16 protein-coding genes and 1 pseudogene are annotated in these 19,408 nt (G+C 43.5%); 9 read left to right on the top strand and 8 right to left on the bottom strand.

The genetic code is table 11. The annotated features are described in order from the left end of the window. Positions 1–3 precede the first annotated feature (3 nt). The 6 genes and pseudogenes from QM738_RS19565 to QM738_RS19590 form a co-directional block, all read right to left on the bottom strand. Positions 4–567 carry a DUF4256 domain-containing protein gene (locus tag QM738_RS19565; RefSeq protein ID WP_462278434.1) on the bottom strand — a complete coding sequence of 188 codons (564 nt, stop codon included), beginning with the start codon at positions 565–567 and terminating at the stop codon, positions 4–6. Between the two features lie 5 nt (positions 568–572). After that, positions 573–1,100: a VOC family protein gene (locus tag QM738_RS19570; protein ID WP_462278435.1), complete on the bottom strand. Its 528-nt coding sequence runs from the start codon at positions 1,098–1,100 to the stop codon at positions 573–575. A 29-nt stretch (positions 1,101–1,129) separates the two neighbouring features. Then, positions 1,130–1,708 (bottom strand): YdeI/OmpD-associated family protein, encoded by a 579-nt coding sequence (locus tag QM738_RS19575; protein ID WP_462278436.1) that lies wholly within the window; start codon positions 1,706–1,708, stop codon positions 1,130–1,132. A 1-nt stretch (position 1,709) separates the two neighbouring features. Beyond that, the gene (locus QM738_RS19580) at positions 1,710–2,102 is read right to left on the bottom strand and encodes a DoxX family protein (protein WP_462278437.1); all 393 of its coding nucleotides are present in this window, start codon (positions 2,100–2,102) and stop codon (positions 1,710–1,712) included. A 222-nt stretch (positions 2,103–2,324) separates the two neighbouring features. Next, complete coding sequence (locus QM738_RS19585) at positions 2,325–2,789, bottom strand: SRPBCC domain-containing protein (protein WP_462278438.1); 465 nt, start codon at positions 2,787–2,789, stop codon at positions 2,325–2,327. A gap of 5 nt (positions 2,790–2,794) precedes the next feature. After that, positions 2,795–3,109, bottom strand: a pseudogene (locus QM738_RS19590) (ArsR/SmtB family transcription factor); the annotation flags it as partial. Positions 3,110–3,234: 125 nt separating this feature from the next. On the opposite strand from QM738_RS19590, the gene QM738_RS19595 reads away from it, so the two are divergent. The 3 genes from QM738_RS19595 (at position 3,235) to QM738_RS19605 (ending at position 7,531) form a co-directional block, all read left to right on the top strand. After that, on the top strand, positions 3,235–3,774 hold the full coding sequence (locus QM738_RS19595; protein WP_462278439.1) for an RNA polymerase sigma factor: 540 nt from the start codon (positions 3,235–3,237) through the stop codon (positions 3,772–3,774). Beyond that, complete coding sequence (locus QM738_RS19600; RefSeq protein WP_462278440.1) at positions 3,767–5,956, top strand: hypothetical protein; 2,190 nt, start codon at positions 3,767–3,769, stop codon at positions 5,954–5,956. Before QM738_RS19595 ends, QM738_RS19600 begins: the two co-directional genes overlap by 8 nt. A gap of 63 nt (positions 5,957–6,019) precedes the next feature. Further along, positions 6,020–7,531 carry a S10 family peptidase gene (locus QM738_RS19605; protein WP_462278441.1) on the top strand — a complete coding sequence of 504 codons (1,512 nt, stop codon included), beginning with the start codon at positions 6,020–6,022 and terminating at the stop codon, positions 7,529–7,531. Positions 7,532–7,616: 85 nt separating this feature from the next. Here QM738_RS19605 and QM738_RS19610 read toward each other — a convergent pair whose 3' ends face one another. Continuing rightward, positions 7,617–8,852 (bottom strand): S9 family peptidase, encoded by a 1,236-nt coding sequence (locus tag QM738_RS19610; protein WP_462278442.1) that lies wholly within the window; start codon positions 8,850–8,852, stop codon positions 7,617–7,619. Continuing rightward, positions 8,821–10,050, bottom strand: coding sequence for a TolB family protein (locus QM738_RS19615; RefSeq protein ID WP_462278443.1), 1,230 nt, complete (start codon positions 10,048–10,050; stop codon positions 8,821–8,823). Before QM738_RS19615 ends, QM738_RS19610 begins: the two co-directional genes overlap by 32 nt. Before the next feature lie 265 nt (positions 10,051–10,315). Here QM738_RS19615 and pelA point away from each other — a divergent pair, with 265 nt between their 5' ends. The 6 genes from pelA to QM738_RS19645 all read left to right on the top strand — a co-directional run bounded on the left by pelA (position 10,316) and on the right by QM738_RS19645 (position 19,378). After that, the gene (pelA, locus tag QM738_RS19620) at positions 10,316–11,488 is read left to right on the top strand and encodes a pectate lyase (RefSeq protein ID WP_462278444.1); all 1,173 of its coding nucleotides are present in this window, start codon (positions 10,316–10,318) and stop codon (positions 11,486–11,488) included. Positions 11,489–11,549: 61 nt separating this feature from the next. Beyond that, the gene (locus QM738_RS19625) at positions 11,550–12,413 is read left to right on the top strand and encodes a CE1 family esterase (protein WP_462278445.1); all 864 of its coding nucleotides are present in this window, start codon (positions 11,550–11,552) and stop codon (positions 12,411–12,413) included. A 105-nt stretch (positions 12,414–12,518) separates the two neighbouring features. Further along, on the top strand, positions 12,519–14,336 hold the full coding sequence (locus tag QM738_RS19630; protein ID WP_462278446.1) for a beta-alanine-activating enzyme beta-propeller domain-containing protein: 1,818 nt from the start codon (positions 12,519–12,521) through the stop codon (positions 14,334–14,336). Between the two features lie 134 nt (positions 14,337–14,470). Then, the gene (locus QM738_RS19635; RefSeq protein ID WP_462278447.1) at positions 14,471–15,397 is read left to right on the top strand and encodes an aspartyl protease family protein; all 927 of its coding nucleotides are present in this window, start codon (positions 14,471–14,473) and stop codon (positions 15,395–15,397) included. Then, entirely contained in the window at positions 15,388–16,836 is a 1,449-nt protein-coding gene (locus QM738_RS19640; RefSeq protein WP_462278448.1) for a hypothetical protein, read from the top strand. The genes QM738_RS19635 and QM738_RS19640 overlap by 10 nt, the downstream gene beginning before the upstream one ends. Before the next feature lie 67 nt (positions 16,837–16,903). Then, complete coding sequence (locus QM738_RS19645) at positions 16,904–19,378, top strand: outer membrane beta-barrel protein (RefSeq protein ID WP_462278449.1); 2,475 nt, start codon at positions 16,904–16,906, stop codon at positions 19,376–19,378. Positions 19,379–19,408 lie beyond the last annotated feature (30 nt).

A 19,408-nucleotide genomic window follows, 5' to 3' on the forward strand; every position in this document is an offset into this window, starting at 1 on the left:
TCCTTATACTTTCAATGATCCGCGGAAGCCCCGGGCGGCATAATACGACTCTGCACCATTGTGGTACAGGAAAACGGTATCATACCGACGGTCGCAGAAAAGGGCGCCGCCCAGTTTTCTTACAGCAGGGGTGGTCATTATCCAGCTGGATGTTTTAAGATCAAAAGCGCCCAATTGCTGTAGTTGGCGGTATGCTTCTTCATTTAATAATTCAATACCCATTTCGGCAGCCATATTTACGGCGCTGCCTGCTGGTTTATGTTCCTTTCTCGAAGCCAGTGCCTCATGATCATAACAAATGCTCCTGCGGCCCTTGGGGCTCTCTGCAGCGCAGTCGTAAAAAATATATTCACCGGTCTTTTTATCCATATCCACTACATCGGGTTCACCACCGGTCATTTCCATTTCGTTCAGCGACCAGAGTTTAGCGGCATTAGCCTGCAGCCTTGCCAACACTTTGGCCCAGTCCATGCCTTTATGCCGTTGTTTATTTTTTTCGAAGCGGGTCTTTAAAATATTTAGCAGTTCCTGCGCAACAGCAGGGGAGAGCGTTTTATTATTTTTCATATAGCTTATTTAGTGGTGGTGGCGCCCATTTGTATACCCATTTGTTCATACACTTTATCATTGGGTTGCCATAATTCTATTTTATTGCCTTCTATATCCATGATGTGTACAAACTTGCCGTAGTCGTAGGTCTCGATCGTATCAGTAATGGTAACGCCATTCTTTTTCAATTCGGCTACCAGTGCAGTAAGGTCCTGCACCCGGTAGTTGATCATAAAATCTTTGGTGGAAGGAGCAAAATAAGTGGTCGTTTCTTTAAAAGGGCTCCATTGTGTAAAGCCTTTTTTGGTACTGTCGGCGCCCTGGTACCATTCAAACACGCTGCCGTATTTATTGGTCTGCAGGCCCAGGTTGGTTTGATACCATTCCCTCATTTTACCGGGATCTTTACATTTAAAGAAGATACCACCAATGCCGGTCACTTTTTTAGTGTACCCTGTATCGTTATTATTTTTTGTAATAAGGGCTTTAAAGGCAAAGCCCGAAAGGAATGATGCAGTGATCACCAAGGGCAATAGTGCAGCTTTTTTCATATACCGGTTTTATATTTTAAAGCAAGATACTAATCATTCAGCCCCTTTCCCTGCAGTATCTGTTGGGTGTATTTTTCAATTCTCGACTGACGGGTGGCCGTTTGTTTGGCAGCACCAAAATGCAGCAGGTAGGCCCTTTGACGACCGGGGGTGAGGGCTTCAAAAGCTTTTTTCAGCGCTTTATTCTTTTTCAATTGCTGTGCAAACTCTTCGGGCATGGCGAATTCCTTCGTCTTTTTTAAAGTGACTTTCAGGCCCGCTTTTTCCACTTCAATGGCTTCGTAAATGTAGGCTTTAAGGGTGCTTTGCAGTTTGGTTATTTCCTTTGCGTCGGTAAATCTTATTTGTCTTGCCGCCTGCACATTTTCTGTCTGCTGTATCAATACCCCCTTGGCATCCTGCAGTAAAGCACCTTTAAAGAATAAGTAGGCACAGTATTCTTTAAAGCCATGTATCAGCACAATATTAGTATTGTTATACGTATAGCAGGGCTGGCCCCATTTCAGTACTTCTTCCAGTCCGCAACTGAGTGCTATTTTGCGCAGCTGTTTAAATGCCGCCTGCCATTTATCATCTTTTTCAAAAAAGAAATCAACTTTTGGATTCATATCAAGCTTTTACCGAAGTTAGTGAAATTGTTTTTCGGTTGGCAGGCCTGAAATACCAGGACAACAGCGTAAGTACGATCAGCAGTACCGGGCCGAAGAATTCTTTGGCTGCATCTCCAACAGCAGCATGTGAAAATACAGCACCCGTCATGGTAAAGAAAAATCCTGCATAGGCCCATTCTTTCAGCACCGGCATTTTGGGCAGCAGCACTGCAATAACGCCGGCTATCTTCCAGGCGCCGATAATGGTTAAAAGATAGGAGGGGTAACCCAGGTGGCTGAAGAGTGCTGCTTCGTCTTTTACTTTCAGTAATTGTACCACGCCGGTGGATACCATGCCCAAGGAGAGCCAGATGGTGGCGATCCAGTAAATGATCTTGTTTCGTTTATTCATAACTGTTATATTTATAAAATTTTTGGCAAGCGCTATTTTGTATTTGCAAAGTCTTTCGATTTGATTCTTGTTACTTTTTTTGCGGAAAAAAAGTAACCAAAAAAGCCGCCCGAAAAAGATTACATCCCTTTTTCGGGATGGTTCCCTGATGGGGCTTTTGTACTACTGTAAACTCAACTTTAGTAATTCTATATTAAAGTGAATGCAGCTGTTTACCTATAGTTATTTCTGTTTACGCAGTAATTCCTCAATGCGGTTATGCGCCATATTAATGCCTTGTTTAAAGGGCAACTGCAGCACCTGGTCCCGCAGTGCAACTGATTCGTATATTACGTGCATACTGAGCTTGCTGGTGCTTTCGGATAGTGCTTCAAACGTATAGATCTCCAGCTGTACACCAAAGGGCGTGCCCTCCATTTCAAAAGTGCGGATGATCTTTTGTTGTGGTGTGCAATCGTGAATGGTGCCGCTGAACCTGTGTTTGTTGCCTTTGGGATCGGTGGTCTCCAATTGATAACTACCGTGCCGCTTAGCTTCCAGTTTTATCACATTGGTACCCATCCATTGCGCTACAATGTCTGCCTCTACATAAGCTTTGAATATGAGTTCCACCGGCAGATCGAATTGACGGGTGATGTGCAATTCCTGTTCACCATCTTTGGCATGTATTTGTGTTTTCAATTCCATGATAATTATTTTTTGTGTTTGTATTGTTTCATAATGCTTTCCAGTTTATTAAAGCGTTCTTCCCACATCAGGCGGAAAGGTTCTATAAAATCGGCTATTGCTTTCATTTTTTGAGGGTTTAAATGGTAATACATTTCACGGCCATTCTGTTCCTGTTTTAATAATTCGCATTCGGTCAATATCTGCAGGTGCTTGGATACCGTAGGCCTCGCCGTATCAAAATTGGCAGCAATGGCGCCTGCTGTTAATGATTGCGATGCCAGCAGCATCAATATGGCCCTGCGGGTAGGATCGGCAATGGCCTGGAAAACATCTCTTCTAAATTCATTATGTAGCTATTTGACTACAAATATATATGAAGTCATTTAGCTACGCAAATTTATTTTTTTAAATTTTTTTGATGACCTTTTGCAAAAAACGACATTAAAGAGTATAACACCCTACAATGACCGATAACGATATTATACTGCACCTGCGCAACAACAGGTATTCGCTGGCTGTAAAAGGCCTGTACCATATACTGCCGGCAGTAAAGCAATACATTAAAGCCAATAACGGCAGTGCCGATGATGCACAGGATATCTTCCAGGATGCACTGGTGATACTCTATAAAAAGATACAGGACGGCAACCTCGTTCTCTCCGTACCCTTGAAAACTTATTTGATGGCAGTAGTAAAGAACTGCTGGCTGCAGGAACTGCGGCGCAGAAATAAGTTGCCCGTAACTGAGAACATCCCCGACATTGCTTTGGAAGAAAACAGTGAAGAACCCGGCTTTGTTGCCGCCACAGCAGCTTTTAACCTGCTGGGAGAAAAATGCAAAGACCTGCTGATGCTGTTCTATTTTAAAAAGAAAAGCTTTAAGGAGATCGCAGCACAGCTGGCTTTTAGTGATGAAAGAACGGCCAAGAACCAGAAATACCGTTGCCTGCAAAAAGCAAAGGACAATTATGTAACACTTTTAAAAAACGGCGGGCATGAATAACAATACCATACTGATAGAAAGATACCTGCAAAACGAAATGACTGCTGTGGAAAGAACAGCTTTTGAGCAGCAACTGGCAACTGATAAAAACCTGCAGGAAGAAATGCGCATACAGCAACAACTGCACCAGGCCGCCATGAATGCCGGTATAAAAACGGAATTCGGCAAAGCCATCAGCAGGAAAATATGGAAAGGCAAACTGATAAAATGGGGATTGATAGTGGGCGTTGCCGCCGCAGCGATTGCTTTGTATACTTTTAAAGACAGCATCTTTCCACATGCAAAAAGCGGGGAAGGAGTAATTGAAAGATCAAAAAATAGTGAGTTCTTCAGTGTAAATGCTGCGGCTGATACGATCATTGAAACAAAGGACGGTGTGGTATTCGCCATTCCTGCGCATGCTTTTAATACTGCCAGCAATACGGTGCAGCTGGAGATCAAAACGGCATTGAATGCTTATGATATTATACAGAATGGACTTTCCACCATCAGCAATGGCAACCTGCTGCAGACCGGCGGTATGTTCTACATCAATGGCATTGCCGATGGTAAAGCAGTATCGCTTGCAAAAGATATTTCGGTAAGTGTACCGGCGGCAGGGGAGTTAAATCCCAATATGCAGTTATTTGATGGCGTGGAAGATAGTAATGGCGTTATCAATTGGGTAAATCCTAAACCCATTGATAATGGTTTGCGTACTTATGATATCACCTCGCTGGATTTTTATCCGCCAAGGTATATCCCTACCTTAAAAGGATTGGGAAAAGATTATAAAAACAAGCAGTATACGGATAGTTTGTATTATTCTTTTAGTGGGTATCCGCATGGACGAAGATTTGTAATGAATGAGTACAATGAAAATATACCAGTAGAAAGGAGCATAAAGGAAAATGGTGCCATGTACGCCAACTATAAAGAAGATGGCGATCAGCAAAACCAGCAAGATCAGCAGGCTACAGATTCAGCTGATATGACTTCCCATGAGTCTCCCTACCAGATAGATCCTGCTAAGATTGGCGCCATCTGGGATAGAAAATTCAATAATACCATTCTTGCTACTAAAGAATTTGAGGAAAGATTAAGGTATATGCATACACTTTGTACGGACGAGTTCCTGCGTGTTTATTTTGAAAATCTTAATAAACCGCTCTATTATTCTGATTCTATTTGTGTAGCAGCTTTCCGGAATATGGAATCTATGAATGGTGCAATGAAAACAAAATTCATGGAGTTTTACAAGAGAAGAGATGGGGGTGTGATGATAGCGTCGGGTATGCAACAGGAGCTAAGTGCTTATTTTGAAAAAAAATATACCGCCTATAAAGAAGCCGCAGCTAAAACATGGGCCAATTACCAGCATGCACTGGACAGCCTGCAGAATATTGCCAATGTAAAAAGATACCAGCAATCCGTAAAGGATTTTATAAGGGAGAACCAAAATTTTACGGAAGAACTGCAGATCAACCTCGCAAATGCTTACCGGCAGTTGGGCATTAATTATAATGACACACCCAGGATACCTGCTGCAAATTATTACAATGTAACCATCAGTACAACGGGATGGAAAAACCTTGACTTTTATGTAACGGTAGCTACAGAAAACCGGGAAAGTATGGCTTATAAAGATCCCGGTACCGGCAAAACTGCAACGTTAACCTACAACGAGGTAAATATTAAAATAGACAATGTAAAACAATACGATCGTGTGCTGGTTTATTTAATACCCGACAGCCTGAGCAGTTTTGAAAGAATACCACAGAATGGGGATAGTTTTAAAAGACCGCTCAATTCCTTATTTAAGTATGATGGCATTGTACTGGCTTACAAAGGTACGCAGGCATATTTTGTTAAGCAGGAAGATCTTCAACCTAAAGAATATGTGCTTAACTTATCACCAGTTAGTGATGAAGCATTGCGGGCTGCACTAAGCAATTATACAGTAAATAAACAAAACGACTTTAATACAGAATTTGCTTACCGTTTATTTGAACAAAAAGAGGTTGAAAGAAATGTAAAACTCCAACAGGATATAGCGTTCAGGGAAAAAATTGCGGCATCTATTTTTAATTGTTTTGATGCGGAACAAGCAATACTTAATTCTGGCGATTCGGAGATATCTGCCGATGCGGGAGATTTTCTTGATAGTGTAGGAACAGGAACAGTGCCTATACCGCAGAAATAAAATTCCGGCAGCATTATCATTATTTAACTATTTTCATAGCTGTTTATCAAAACTTTTATTGTTATGAAAAGAACTTTGTTAAGTATTGCTGCTTTAACAGCTTTTATTTCAGCCAGCGCACAAAAACCTGCTCCAGACGAGCCCAAGACCCCGGTGATGAACCGCATGGTGAGAGTGGATTCTTCTATCACCAGCAAAAATCAAATTACCATTAAAGGCCAACTGGTGCCATATACTGCCACTGCCGGCACCATTCCTGTATGGGATGAGGATGGTAAACCCATTGCCGGTGTGTTTTATACTTATTACGAAAGATCGGATGTAAAAGACCGCAATTCCAGGCCACTGGTCATATCTTTCAACGGCGGTCCCGGTACGCCTTCTGTATGGATGGAAATAGGATACACCGGTCCCCGTATTTTAAATGTAGATGATGAAGGTTATCCTGTACAACCCTATGGGCTACACGATAATGCCAATTCTATTTTGGATGTGGCGGATATTGTGTATATCGACCCGGTGAATACCGGTTTTTCAAGAACGGTGAGCAAGGATATACCGACCAATAAATTTTTTGGCGTGAATGCAGATATCAAGTACCTGGCCGAATGGCTGAACACTTTTGTTACCCGCAAGAACCGCTGGGCTTCTCCCAAATACCTGATCGGCGAAAGCTATGGCACCACCCGTGTTTCGGGGCTGGCGCTGGAACTGCAGGATGCACAATGGATGTACCTGAACGGCGTGATACTGGTTTCTCCTACGGATCTCGGGATCAAACGGGATGGCCCGCTGGACGAGGCATTGATATGGCCTTATTATGCCGCTACTGCCTGGTACCATAAAGCATTGCCCGCCGATCTGCAACAGAAAGACCTTACTGCTGTGCTGCCCGAAGTGGAAGATTTTACGATCAACCAGTTGGTGCCTGCCATTTCAAAAGGTAATATGCTGAGCGATGCAGAGAAGAAACAGATCGCCGGAAAAATGGCCCGCTATTCCGGGCTATCCGAGACCGTTATATTGCAGCACAACCTCAATATCCCCACCGATTTTTTCTGGAAAGAATTATTGCGTGATAAAGGATATACGGTTGGCCGCCTCGATTCCCGCTACAAGGGTATTGATAAACAGGATGCGGGTGAAGGACCGGATTATAATGCGGAATTAACCTCCTGGCTGCATTCCTTTACACCGGCTATCAATATTTATTTAAGGGAAGAGCTGAATTATAAGACCGACCTGAAGTATAATATGTTTGGTTCTGTATTTCCGTGGGACAGGAACAATGACCATACCGGCGAGAACCTGCGCCAGGCAATGGCCCAGAACCCTTACCTGCATTTGCTGGTGCAGTCGGGTTATTATGATGGCGCCTGCGATTATTTCAATGCCAAGTACAATATGTGGCAGATGGACCCCGGTGGTAAATTAAAGAACCGTATGAGCTGGAAAGGTTTCCGCAGCGGCCACATGATGTACCTGCGTAAAGAAGATCTTGCTACGGCCAATGAACAACTGAGAGAATTTATTGCCAATTCGTTGAATAAAAAAGGTGAACCAGCCAAATATTAATTGATAATGATCAAATGAATAATGGATAATTTTTTAGTGTCGCAAACTGCACTTAATTATCCATTATTCATTAGTAAATTATTCACTATTTTTTGAGTGTTGTTTCGAATAATTTGAATATCCGCTTGTATTCATCGGTCCAGCTGCTGGGCTCTACAAAACCATGATCTTCCATGGGGTAAGGCGCCAGTTCCCAGTTATCTTTTCCCAGTTCTATCAGGCGTTGTGTTAGTTTCACTGCATCCTGGAAATGAACATTCACATCCAGCATACCGTGGCAGATCAGCAGGTTGCCTTTTAATCCTTCTGCATAATAAAAAGGTGAACTTCTGTGGTAAGCCAGGCTATCATTATAAGGTTCGTTGAGAATTTCGGCCGTATAACCATGATTGTAATTTGCCCAGTCGGTAACCGGCCTTAAAGCCGCGCCTGCGCTGAATACGTCTGGTTTTTTGAACATCGCCATCAGGGTAATGAAACCTCCATAAGAACCACCGTATAATCCTACGTGTTTAGGATCCACGCCATAATTCTTCACTAAATAATTCACTGCATCTACATTATCATCCAGGTCTTTGCCACCCATGTTCCTGTAAATAGCAGTACGCCAGTCGCGGCCATAGCCGGCGCTGCCGCGATAATCAATATCCATTACATAATAGCCATTATCTGCCAGCATATTATTGAACATGTACTCTTTGTAATAACTGCTCCACCATTTATGTGCATTCTGCAGATAACCGGCGCCATGTACAAACAATACCGCCGGTTTATTGGGGTGCGGTGTAGTGGGTTTATAGATCCTTGCATACACCTGCGCACCATCCGCTGCTGTAAAGCTGATCACTTCCGGCTCCCGCCAGGCATAGGTTTTAAATTCATCCGATTGTGCTTTATTGGTGATCTGTTCTGCCTTGCTGCCGGGCTTGTTTTCCTGCAGGTATAATTCCCAGGGTTTATTGCTGTAAGAGTAGAGTATGCCCAGGTATTTTTCATCGGGAGAAATGGTTACCTGGTTGGCACCTGTCATGGTAGTGATGCGTTCCTGCTTTCTATCGGCAATGGATAGACGATAAAATTGCTGCTCACCCGGATGCACTTCGTTGGTGATGATGTAAAAATATTTTTTATCCCTGCTTAGCTGCACCTGCTGCACTTCGTATTTGCCGGATGTCAATGCCTTTTTTTCGCCGGTATTTACATTGATGGTGTACAAATGCGAATAGCCTGTTGTTTCCGACTGGTACCAGAGTGTCTGTTCATCTATCCAGCCAATGTTGCGGCCAAAATCAATGCCGGGCCCGCCAGATCCAGGCCTCATCCCGCTGCCTGTCCAGCAGTTTCATTTTTCCCGAAGCGGTATCCCACAACATCAGCCAGCGGTCTTTATAATCCCTGGAACGGATCTCGGCCACAGCGTTGCTGCCCATAGGCGACCATACAAAGGAGGAAACAATGACGGGGCGGTTTGAAGCCTTCCTGGTGCGTTCTTCCATTTGTTTCGGGTAGTCCTTCACGTAATCCGGCAGGTCTTTAATGCCGGGTATGGAATCTGTTTTGATGGCGATCACTGTATCCCGGAGGCGGTCGTAAATAAAAAATTCAAAAGTAGTTTGTGCCGCACCCACTTTGCTGCGGCCGGGTATATCGGTGGTAAAACCGGATTCCGTTACATAATTCGGTACAATGGTCGTCTTGTTATTAGCAGCTGCTTTGGATAAGCGGTAGTTGATAAAACGCCCATCGGGACTGATAGCGATGCCCTGTAGGTTCTTATCCTCAATACTGATGGCCCTTAATTCTTTGGGTTTGGGCAATTGCTTGTTATAAGCTTCGCCTTTTTCCCGGTCTTCCTTGCGGGAACGCAATACTTCAAAATATTTCAGCTGGTCGTTCTTCAACCAGTCTTCCTGCAGGTTGCCGTTGGGGTTACCACCACCGCCGCCTCTGCCCGCATTGGCAGCACCGGCGCCGCCACCCCTGGTAAAAGTATTGGTGGGTGCTGTGGCTGCATCGGCAGTTTTTACATTGGTCAACTGCAAAGTTTCGCCGGTTACAATATCCCAGGCATATAAATTCTGGTTGCGGTTGTATACGATCCTTGTTTCGTTGAAAGAGAACTGGGGATTGCTTTCAAAATCCACCGTTTGCGTAATGCGTTTTGTCTTGCCCGTTTTACTGTCTGTATAAAAAATATCTCCATCCTTTGTAAATATATAGGCCGTGCGCAGGTTATTGTACACATAAGTACCGGTGCTGTTGAAATTCTGCACTTCCTGCAGGCTGGCTTTGGCGGGTACCTTATTTTTAAGTGTGATGTAGTAAAGAGAGTCGGAGGGGGCTTTATCGGGGTTCCAGGTAAAATACAGTGTTTGACCATCGTTGCCCCAGTGCAGGTCATCGGGCGAAGTGCCGATCCAGTTGGGGTTGCGCATTATTTTCTCGACGGTTAGTTTTGTTTGAGCTGCGGCACAGGCACAGGACGCCAGCAGCAGCAGGGTTAACTTTGGTTTGATCATCGCAGCAGTTTAAGATTCAAGTGTATTTATTAGATTATAATGGATTATATACTGTAAAGAAAGTACATAAATAGAAACTTCTTGTAGTACTCGGGTAATTTCTTTAAACTGTACTACAAAAAAAATCGGTTACAACGGCGGGATGCTATAAAAAGCAGGGATAATGGCCTGATTGCTCCTGCTGTTTATAAATAAAATGTTAACCGTCGCCCATATTTATGCCGGTTAAGGCCGTGTACTTATATTTACAATACACAATTAACGTATGAAGCGCTATATCCTTTTTTCGTTTGTAACACTGGTTACAGCTGGTTCTTTACAGGCACAGGTGGAAAAACCTGCTATTGACCTGGGTATTTTCAGTGATGCGTCCAATCACTGGTATGCCATACCCGATAAGGGCACAGTCATTTTCCCCAGGCCGGGGCACCCACGCTATACCACTACCGATGTGGCGCCTATTGCCGACAATATTTTATTGTACCAGAAAGACAATGGGGGCTGGCCCAAGAACTATGATATGCAGGCCATACTTACACCCGATCAGAAAGACAGCCTGGTAATGGCAAAACCCATACTGAACACTACTTTTGATAACCGCACCACTTATTCGCAGATAGCTTACCTGGCCAAGGCATACAGTTATTTTAAAGAAGATAAATACAAGGATGCCGCTTTGAAAGGGCTGGCTTTTATAATACAGGCGCAATACAGCAATGGTGGATGGCCGCAATATTTTCCGCTGGAAGCAAAGGGCAATTACAGCAGGCATATCACGTATAATGACGATGCTTTTGGTGGCATCATACTGCTGTTAAAAGATATTACCGAAGGCGACCCCGTATATAGTTTTGTGGATGCAAAGCTGAAAAAGCAATTGCAGCAGGCTTATGACAAGGGGCTGGACTGCATTTTGAAAACACAGATCAATGATAATGGCAAACCTACCGCCTGGTGCCAGCAGCACGATGAAATAACCCTGCAACCCGCCTGGGCCCGCAAGTTTGAACCACCAAGCATCTGCAATGCAGAAAGCGTACAGCTGGTGCTCTTTTTAATGAGCATTAAAAAACCTTCACCCGAAATAATAGAAGCCGTACAAAATGCAGTGGCATGGTTCAATGAATCGAAGATCACCGGTATAAGGGTGGAAACTTTTGCAGCGCCGGAAATGGTAACGCCTTTCCGCATTTCCCGTACTGACAGAAGAGTGGTGAATGATTCTGCTGCAGCGCCCATCTGGACACGCTATTATGAATTAAAAACACATCGCCCCGTGTTCTGCAACCGCGATAGTAAAGTGGTGTATTCATTGGCAGAAGTGGACAGGGAGAGAAGGGATGGCTACAGCTGGTATACCTATGAACCGCAAAAAGCATTAAAACAATACACGGTATGGCAACCCAAATTTGCACCGGGTAAAAATGTTTTACAATAAAACTGCTTTATAAAAAATGTTGCCTGTTTTAAAGCTAACTTTAGCAGGTTTAAAACATTTTATGAAAAGATCCTTTTTCGCTATTGCCTTGTTATTTTCCCTGCATGCAGAAAGTCAGCTGATGACCGATTCTGTTTTGATAGAAGGGCATTACCGGAGTTTTATGTACAACACACCCACCGTGAATGTAACGGGCGGTAATCTTTTATTCATCATGCATGGTTCGGGCGGCAGTGCTACCGACATGATAAAAAGAACCGGTAAACTCGAAGCCATTGCCGGAAAAGAAAAATTACTCATCGTATATCCCAACGGATACCAGCATTACTGGAACGAATGCCGGAAATATTCCACTGCGGCAGCCAATAAAGAAGATATCAATGAAGCCGCTTTTTTTGAAGCGATGATCCGTTATTTTCAAAAGAAATACAGTATAAATACAGCCAATGTTTTCGCCGCCGGTTTTTCGGGCGGTGGGCACATGGCTTATAAACTGGCGGCCACCATGCCGGATCAGTTCAAAGCCGTTACAGCCATTGTTGCCAATATGCCCGACAGCGCTTCCTGCGATTGCAGGCTTGCAGGCAAAGCAAAACCCATACTCATCATTAATGGTACGGATGATAAGACCAACCCTTACGAGGGCGGCGAAATGTTTGTAAACAATGCCAGTTATGGTGTGGTACGCAGTACCGAAAATACTTTTCATTACTGGGCGGCATTAGCAGGTTATAAAGGTGAGCCTGAAAAAAAATCATTGCCCGATACCGATCCATCCGATCAAAAGACAATCGAAGAATACAGTTACCATGCAAAAGGCAAACCCCCGGTTACTTTATTGAAAGTAGTTGGCGGCCATCATGATTACCCCAATGATATTGATGTGTATTTGTATGCCTGGGATTTCTTTAGATCCATTAAGTAAAAAACAGACAGCCTTGCTGCACACAGTACCAGTATCACGCCGTTTGTAATTTATCGCGTTGCTGTTTTGTTGTTATTGCTACATTCATACAACAAAACTATTGCCATGCGAAACCTGTTCTATTTAGCCAGCATCGCTTTCTTTCTTTTTGGTTGCAGTGCCAACAATAATTCCGGTATTGGTATGTTCCGCGATAATGCGGCACACAACAGCATTAGCCAATCAGCCCCCGATATATTGTACGATACAAAAGCATGGAGCTTTAATGCCGAAGCGCCGGTACGTTCCACACCATTGGTAAATGGAGATGTGGTTTATTTTGGCAATACAAAGGGCGATTTTTTTGCATTGGATAAAAAAGGCGGCGGCATGCGCTGGCATTTTCATAGCGGCGCTGCTATCAATTCTTCCGCTGCCTGCCAGGGCGGTGTGGTATTCTTCAGCAATAATGAACAATCCTTATTTGCGCTGGATCAAAACACCGGCACACTGAAATGGAAATTCAAAATGGGAGCGAAGCTGCCGTATCCATGGCGCTTTGATTATTATTTTTCTTCGCCCACTTTGGTGGATGATAAAATTATCATCGGCAGCGATGATGGCAACCTGTATATGCTGGAACAAAGTACCGGTAAAGAAATATGGAAATTCAAGAGTAAGGGTTTAGTAAGAGGTACCGCAAGTATTTATAAAGATGCAGTTCTTTTCGGTGATACAGAAGGCAATATTTATGCACTGGATATAAAAACCGGTGCACAAAAATGGGATCACAAGATCATTGGTGAACCATTGCAACTGGATACACTGGGTTTTGACCGCAAAGCCATACTGGCGGCTCCTGTGATTGCCAATGATAAAATGATCGTGGGGGCAAGGGATGGGTTTTTGTATTGCCTGGATGCCAATGACGGCAAACTGTTATGGACGGTGGATCACCAGGTTTCATGGATCATTTCTACCGTGGCAGTTAAAGATTCTTTCGTAGTCACCGGTACATCCGATGGCAGGTTTGTGCAGGCCGTAAATTTAAATACAGGCAAAGAGATCTGGAAATATCATACACCCATGGCCACCTGGTCGTCGCCCATTATTGATAATGATAAAGTATATGAAGGCTGTTACGACGGGCAGTTGTTCTGCCTGGACCTGAAGACCGGCAAGCGTTTGGGCCAATTTACCACCAATGGCATTATTTATTCCTCACCGGTAATAAATGATCAGCTGCTCTATATCGGCAGTGATGATGGACACCTGTATGCCTTAACCGGACGCATACCCGAAAAGATCAAGGAAAGAAAACAATTTGTGTATTATGATGCCGACCAGGTAAAGATCTATTTTAAGAATGGTGCGGATATAAGGATAAAAAATTACCTGCAGGTGAATGGCTTTAAAACCATCGGCACCGATACGTTGGCAAAACTAATGACGGATTCTGCCGCAGGTAAAGTGATCGTTTTTGCAACAGACTATTTCCCGAAAAATATTTATGAGAATGGCGCTAGTTCCATATTGCGGAAATTTTTAGATAATGGCGGCCGTATCATTATTCCCGGTAACAACCCTTTGTTCTTTAATATTGATGAAGCAAAAAAACAATTCATGGGTTTGACCAACCGGCGCATTGATACGGTGCTGGGTATTAATTACGGACCAACTGATACCCGTGCATTTGGAGGATTATTCACCGGTTTTGCCAACGAAAAAGGAAAGCAGTTTAACCTGCCCGATTTCTGGATATCTAATTTTGGAATTGATAAAAAGCAGGTGGATATTGTTTTGGGCGAAAATGAGAATGGCCAGGCATCTGCCTTTGTAAAAAAATATAATAATGGTGGCGCATTTATACAGGTATGGATGCACACAGAAATACCCGTCAACCTCGATGCGCTGATCAAGTTAAGCGAAAGGGCTTTGGAATAAACGATTTTATCAAACAAATAACGCTATTGCGGATACTGTTTAAGCGCTTTGCTTTAAATTACAGTATCAATTAACTGGTTATCCGCATTTTTCAAAAATATACGATCGCTTTTTTAATAACGGTGCTTGCTTTTGTGAGCAATAATGCGCTGGCACACAAACATGCCATTGCGCTGCCGTTAAAAAAAATATCCATCAATATTCCCACCATCAGTGCCGATTCTGTTTCCTGTGTGATACCATTCAGCAGGGCGGGTAATCTTATTCTTGTAAGGGCAACGGCAGATACAACTGATGGCAACTTTATCCTGGACACCGGAGCATCGGGCCTGGTGCTGAACCTCACGTATTTCCGGAGTTACACCAACACCGACCTGGTGAATGAAGAAGCCAATGGTATAACCGGTGCAGTAGCCACTGTTACAAGAACCACGGTAAAGGAATTTACATTTGGTTGTATGAAAAGCACTGCCAACAGTGCTGATCTCACTAATCTCGGTCACCTGGAAAACAGCAAAGGCGTAAAGATACTCGGGCTTATCGGCCTGTCTATGTTACTGCAGTTTGAAATGATCATTGATTATGAGAATAACCTTATTTACCTGCACCGCATTGCTAAAAAAGAAGCAAAACAATACAGGAGTACACAACTGGAAGATACAGCTGCGTATACGGTTGTGCCCATCGAGATATGGAACGATAAACTGACCACTTTCTCATTTTTGGCAGGAAAAAAATTGCGGCTCATTATTGATTCCGGTGCTGAATCGAATGTACTGGATAGCCGGTTGCCTTCCAAAATTTTTGATAACGTAGAGATCCTCCGGCGTATACAATTACTGGGTGCCAATGACAAGAAAGTGGAAGCGGTGTATGGCAATCTCAGTAACCTCATCATCGGCAACCAGAATACGGGGAGCCTGCCGGTCGTGATCACCAATCTTGAAAAAGCCTGTATGTCATCCAATGTTTGCATTGACGGTATTTTAGGATTTGATTTCCTGTCGCTGCATAAAATTGGCTTTAACTTTGTGACGAACAAAATGTATATATGGAAATGAGGCGGAGAACGATATGGACCTTATGGTTAAAAACCTGCCTGGCAGTGTTGCTGCTGTGCTATGCGCAGCAGTCAAATGCACAGGAAGCCGTACGCTCTTATTCCATCAAGAACGGCCGGATGTATATTACGCTGGGCAAGAATATTACAACCAATGCGCTGGATAGTTTTGTAATAAAATATGAATTAGCCGATCTTGACCTGAAGACTTTTATTAAAACAAATTCGCCTGACTCATTACGGAAGCTTGGCTGGAAAATAGATATCAGCAATAAGGAGATCATGGTAATCAGCAAACCGCTGTTCAGTGCTGATAATATCAATAACCCTGCTGACAAGATAATCATTGCACAAAAGGCAGGAACAGATATGCAGTCGGTGCTCAATTCGGTACGTTTTGGTGCCAACCGTTTATTGAATGGAAAGAACTTTGCAGTGAATGGGGAAGAGGTGCGGTTCTTTATGCGGGGACAATTAAATGCAGGACGAGTAAGACTGGCCGGCAGTTTTACCGACTGGCAAAATGCTGCATTGCCCATGACCAAAACAGACAGTGGCTGGATAGTGACAGTTAAATTACCCGCAGGTAAACACCTGTATAAATTTATATTGGACGACAACAACTGGCGGATAGATAAAGACAATGCTCTGGTGGAGAATGACGGAATGGGCAATGATAATTCGGTGTATTTTAAAACCAATTACACTTTTAACCTGAAAGGGTACGATAATACAAAGCGTGTATACCTTGCCGGTAGTTTCAATAACTGGAGTGAACGGGACTTGTTGATGCAGCACACCGCTGGCGGCTGGACATTGCCGGTTTACCTGGCGCAGGGTACTTATACTTATCGTTTTATTGCGGATGGTAACTGGTTTGCCGATCCTGCCAATACGGATAAGCTGCCCAATGAATTCAATGATTTTAATTCGGTGGTACGCATGGGTGCTCCCTATATCTTTAAACTGCAGGGATATGCCAATGCGAAAAAAGTAGTATTACTGGGCTCATTCAATAACTGGAAGGACAATGAGCTATTCATGAACAAAACAGCTACGGGTTGGGAACTGCCTTACGCACTCGGCCCTGGCAATTACGAATACCGTTTAAAGATAGATGGTAAAACGATCGCAGATTCTGTTACAAAGGACAATATTGCACTGGTGATCGATCCTAATTTTACATTCCGTTTAAAAGGATATGCCAATGCTAAAGTTGTATGCCTGGCGGGGGATAATATCAATAACTGGAACCCCGCTTCGTACCGCATGCACCACCAGGGCGACGAATGGGTGATACAAGTGCATGTGGACAAAGGCAAGTACCGCTATAAATTTGTAGTGGATGGTAAATGGATACGCGACTCCGCCAATAAACTCTGGGAACAGAATGATGAAAATACAGGCAATTCCGTTTTGTGGATCAACGAACCGCAATGATAGGTAAGTAGATATTTTGTAAAAATCAGTCAAACTAATACCAACCTGCAACCTTTACCCAAAGCCATTGACCACTGAACATAAAGCCGCCTGCAGAAAAGCAGGGGCATGCTATCTTCGCGGCACTATGATGCGACTGCAATTATTGTTATGCTCCGTTTTAATATCCGTTATCGCCTGTGCCCAAAGCTCCGCTGGTTTTATCATCACTGTATTAAATGAAAATGCGCAACCGGCGCAGGGCGCCACTGTAGAACTGATGAAAAGCAGCAAACTGGTGCAATCTGCTGTAACGGATGCAACTGGTACTGCTAATTTCAGCAACCTGCCTGCAGGCACTTACAGCGTTATTGTTACTCACAGCGGTTATAAAACACTCACCAGCGATCCTTATCAATATCCTGCCGTAAGCAAGGCCAGTATTACACTGCAGCCCACCAACACCACGCTGCAAACAGTGAATGTAAGCTCCAAAAAACCTTTTATACAACATAAAGAAGGCAAGACCATTTTAAATGTTGATGCCGCAGTAACCAATACCGGCACCACCGTACTGGAAGTGCTGGAAAAATCACCCGGTGTAATGGTGGATAAGAATGGCGGCATCAGTTTACAGGGTAAAGCGGGTGTACTGGTAATGATAGACGATAAACCTACTTATTTATCGGGTGCCGACCTGAATAATTTACTCAGCAGTATGAATTCATCGCAGGTGGAACAGATAGAGCTGATGCCCAATCCACCGGCTAAATATGATGCCAGTGGCAATGCAGGAATCATCAATATCAAAACCAAGAAGAGTAAAGTAAAAGGTTTTAATGGTTCTGCTACTGTTTCGGCAGGGCAGGGTGTGTATCCAAAAGATAATAATAGCGTGATCATTAATTACCGTACAGGTAAATTCAATACATTTTTTAATTACAGTTCGGTGGTTTCCAAATACCTTACTGATATATACGCCCTGCGAAAATATTACGATGACAATGGCAATGTAACAGCTATACTCGATCAACCCACTTATTTTGCAGGCCGTTTTATCAACAACACTATTAAGACGGGTATTGATTACTATATAGCACCTAAAACAACGATCGGTTTGGTACTGGGCGGTACTCTTATCAGGCGTAAAGGAAAAGGTGATGCTGCCGCCACCTGGCTGGATGCGGCCGGCGCTGTGGATTCATCTGTTGTTACCAACAGTACCAGTGGTACCCGGTTCAATAATGGTTCCATCAATCTTAACCTGCGCCACATCATCAATAAACAACAGGATCTTGCAGTGGATCTTGATGCACTCGGTTATAATATGAAGACCGATCAGCAGTTCAATAATCATTTGCAGGCAAACGGCGGTTATAATGAAGCTGCAAGGGGCAATATACCTACCACCATTAAGATCATTTCTGCCAAAGCCGATCATACACTGCATCTCGGCAATAACAGTACGCTATTATCAGGCGTTAAATCATCGCATATCAGCACGGATAATATTGCATCCTACCAGAATTTTGATGGCACCGCCTGGCAGGAAGATTATGGCCGCAGCAATCATTTTTTATACAGCGAAAATATCAATGCGGTGTACAGCAGTATCGAATCAAAATACAAACGCATCAGCATGCAGGCGGGGTTGCGTTACGAAGCCACGCATTACAATGCACACCAGCTGGGCAATATACAACAAAAGGATTCTGCTTTCAACCGCAATTATGATGGCTTGTTCCCCAGCGGCTATATCACCTGGCAGACTGATTCTTCCAACAGTATCACGTTTACGGCTGGACGAAGAATTGACCGCCCTGCCTTCCAGGTACTGAACCCTTTCAGTTCCATCATCAATAAATATACCTATCAAAATGGCAATCCTTATATCGTTCCGCAATACAGCTGGAACCTGGAACTGAGCCACCAGTACAAAGAATTGTTGACCACTACGGTATCATACAGCATAGTAAAAAATTATTTTTCACAGATATTTTTGAATGATACTGTTCATGGGTTACTGTATTATTCACAAGGCAATGTAGGGCGTACACACAATTTCGGTTTAAGCAGCACACTTGCACTGGCGCCTTTAAAATGGTGGAGTTTTACAGTACAGGCATTCTTCAATCACAAAGAATTAAAAGGCTTTAATGGTGATGTGAATTTTAAAAGCGATATCAACCAACTGAATGTGAATATGAGTAACCAGTTCAGCTTTGCCAAAATATACAATGGCGAGATCAGCGGATTTTATACCACCCGTGCCCGCAACGACCTGCAGGAGCAGTTATATCCAACAGGGCAGTTATCATTGGGCGTAAGCCGGCCAATACTAAAAAAGAAAGGCACACTTAAATTGAGCCTCCGTGATATTTTTTACACCAACGCCATGGAGGGGCTTACGCAATTCCCTAAAGCAACCGAATATTTTATACTGCGCCGCGACAGCCGTGTCATCAATCTCACTTTTAATTATCGTTTTGGCAAAGCCTATAAAACCACCAAACGCAGTGGTGGCAGTGCAGGGGAGGAAATTGAAAGAGCCGGTAATGGCTGATCAAAATAGTTATACGTTTGCGTGAGTGCC

Origin of the sequence: Ferruginibacter sp. (assembly GCF_049840995.1) — a bacterium.
GTDB lineage: Bacteria > Bacteroidota > Bacteroidia > Chitinophagales > Chitinophagaceae > Ferruginibacter.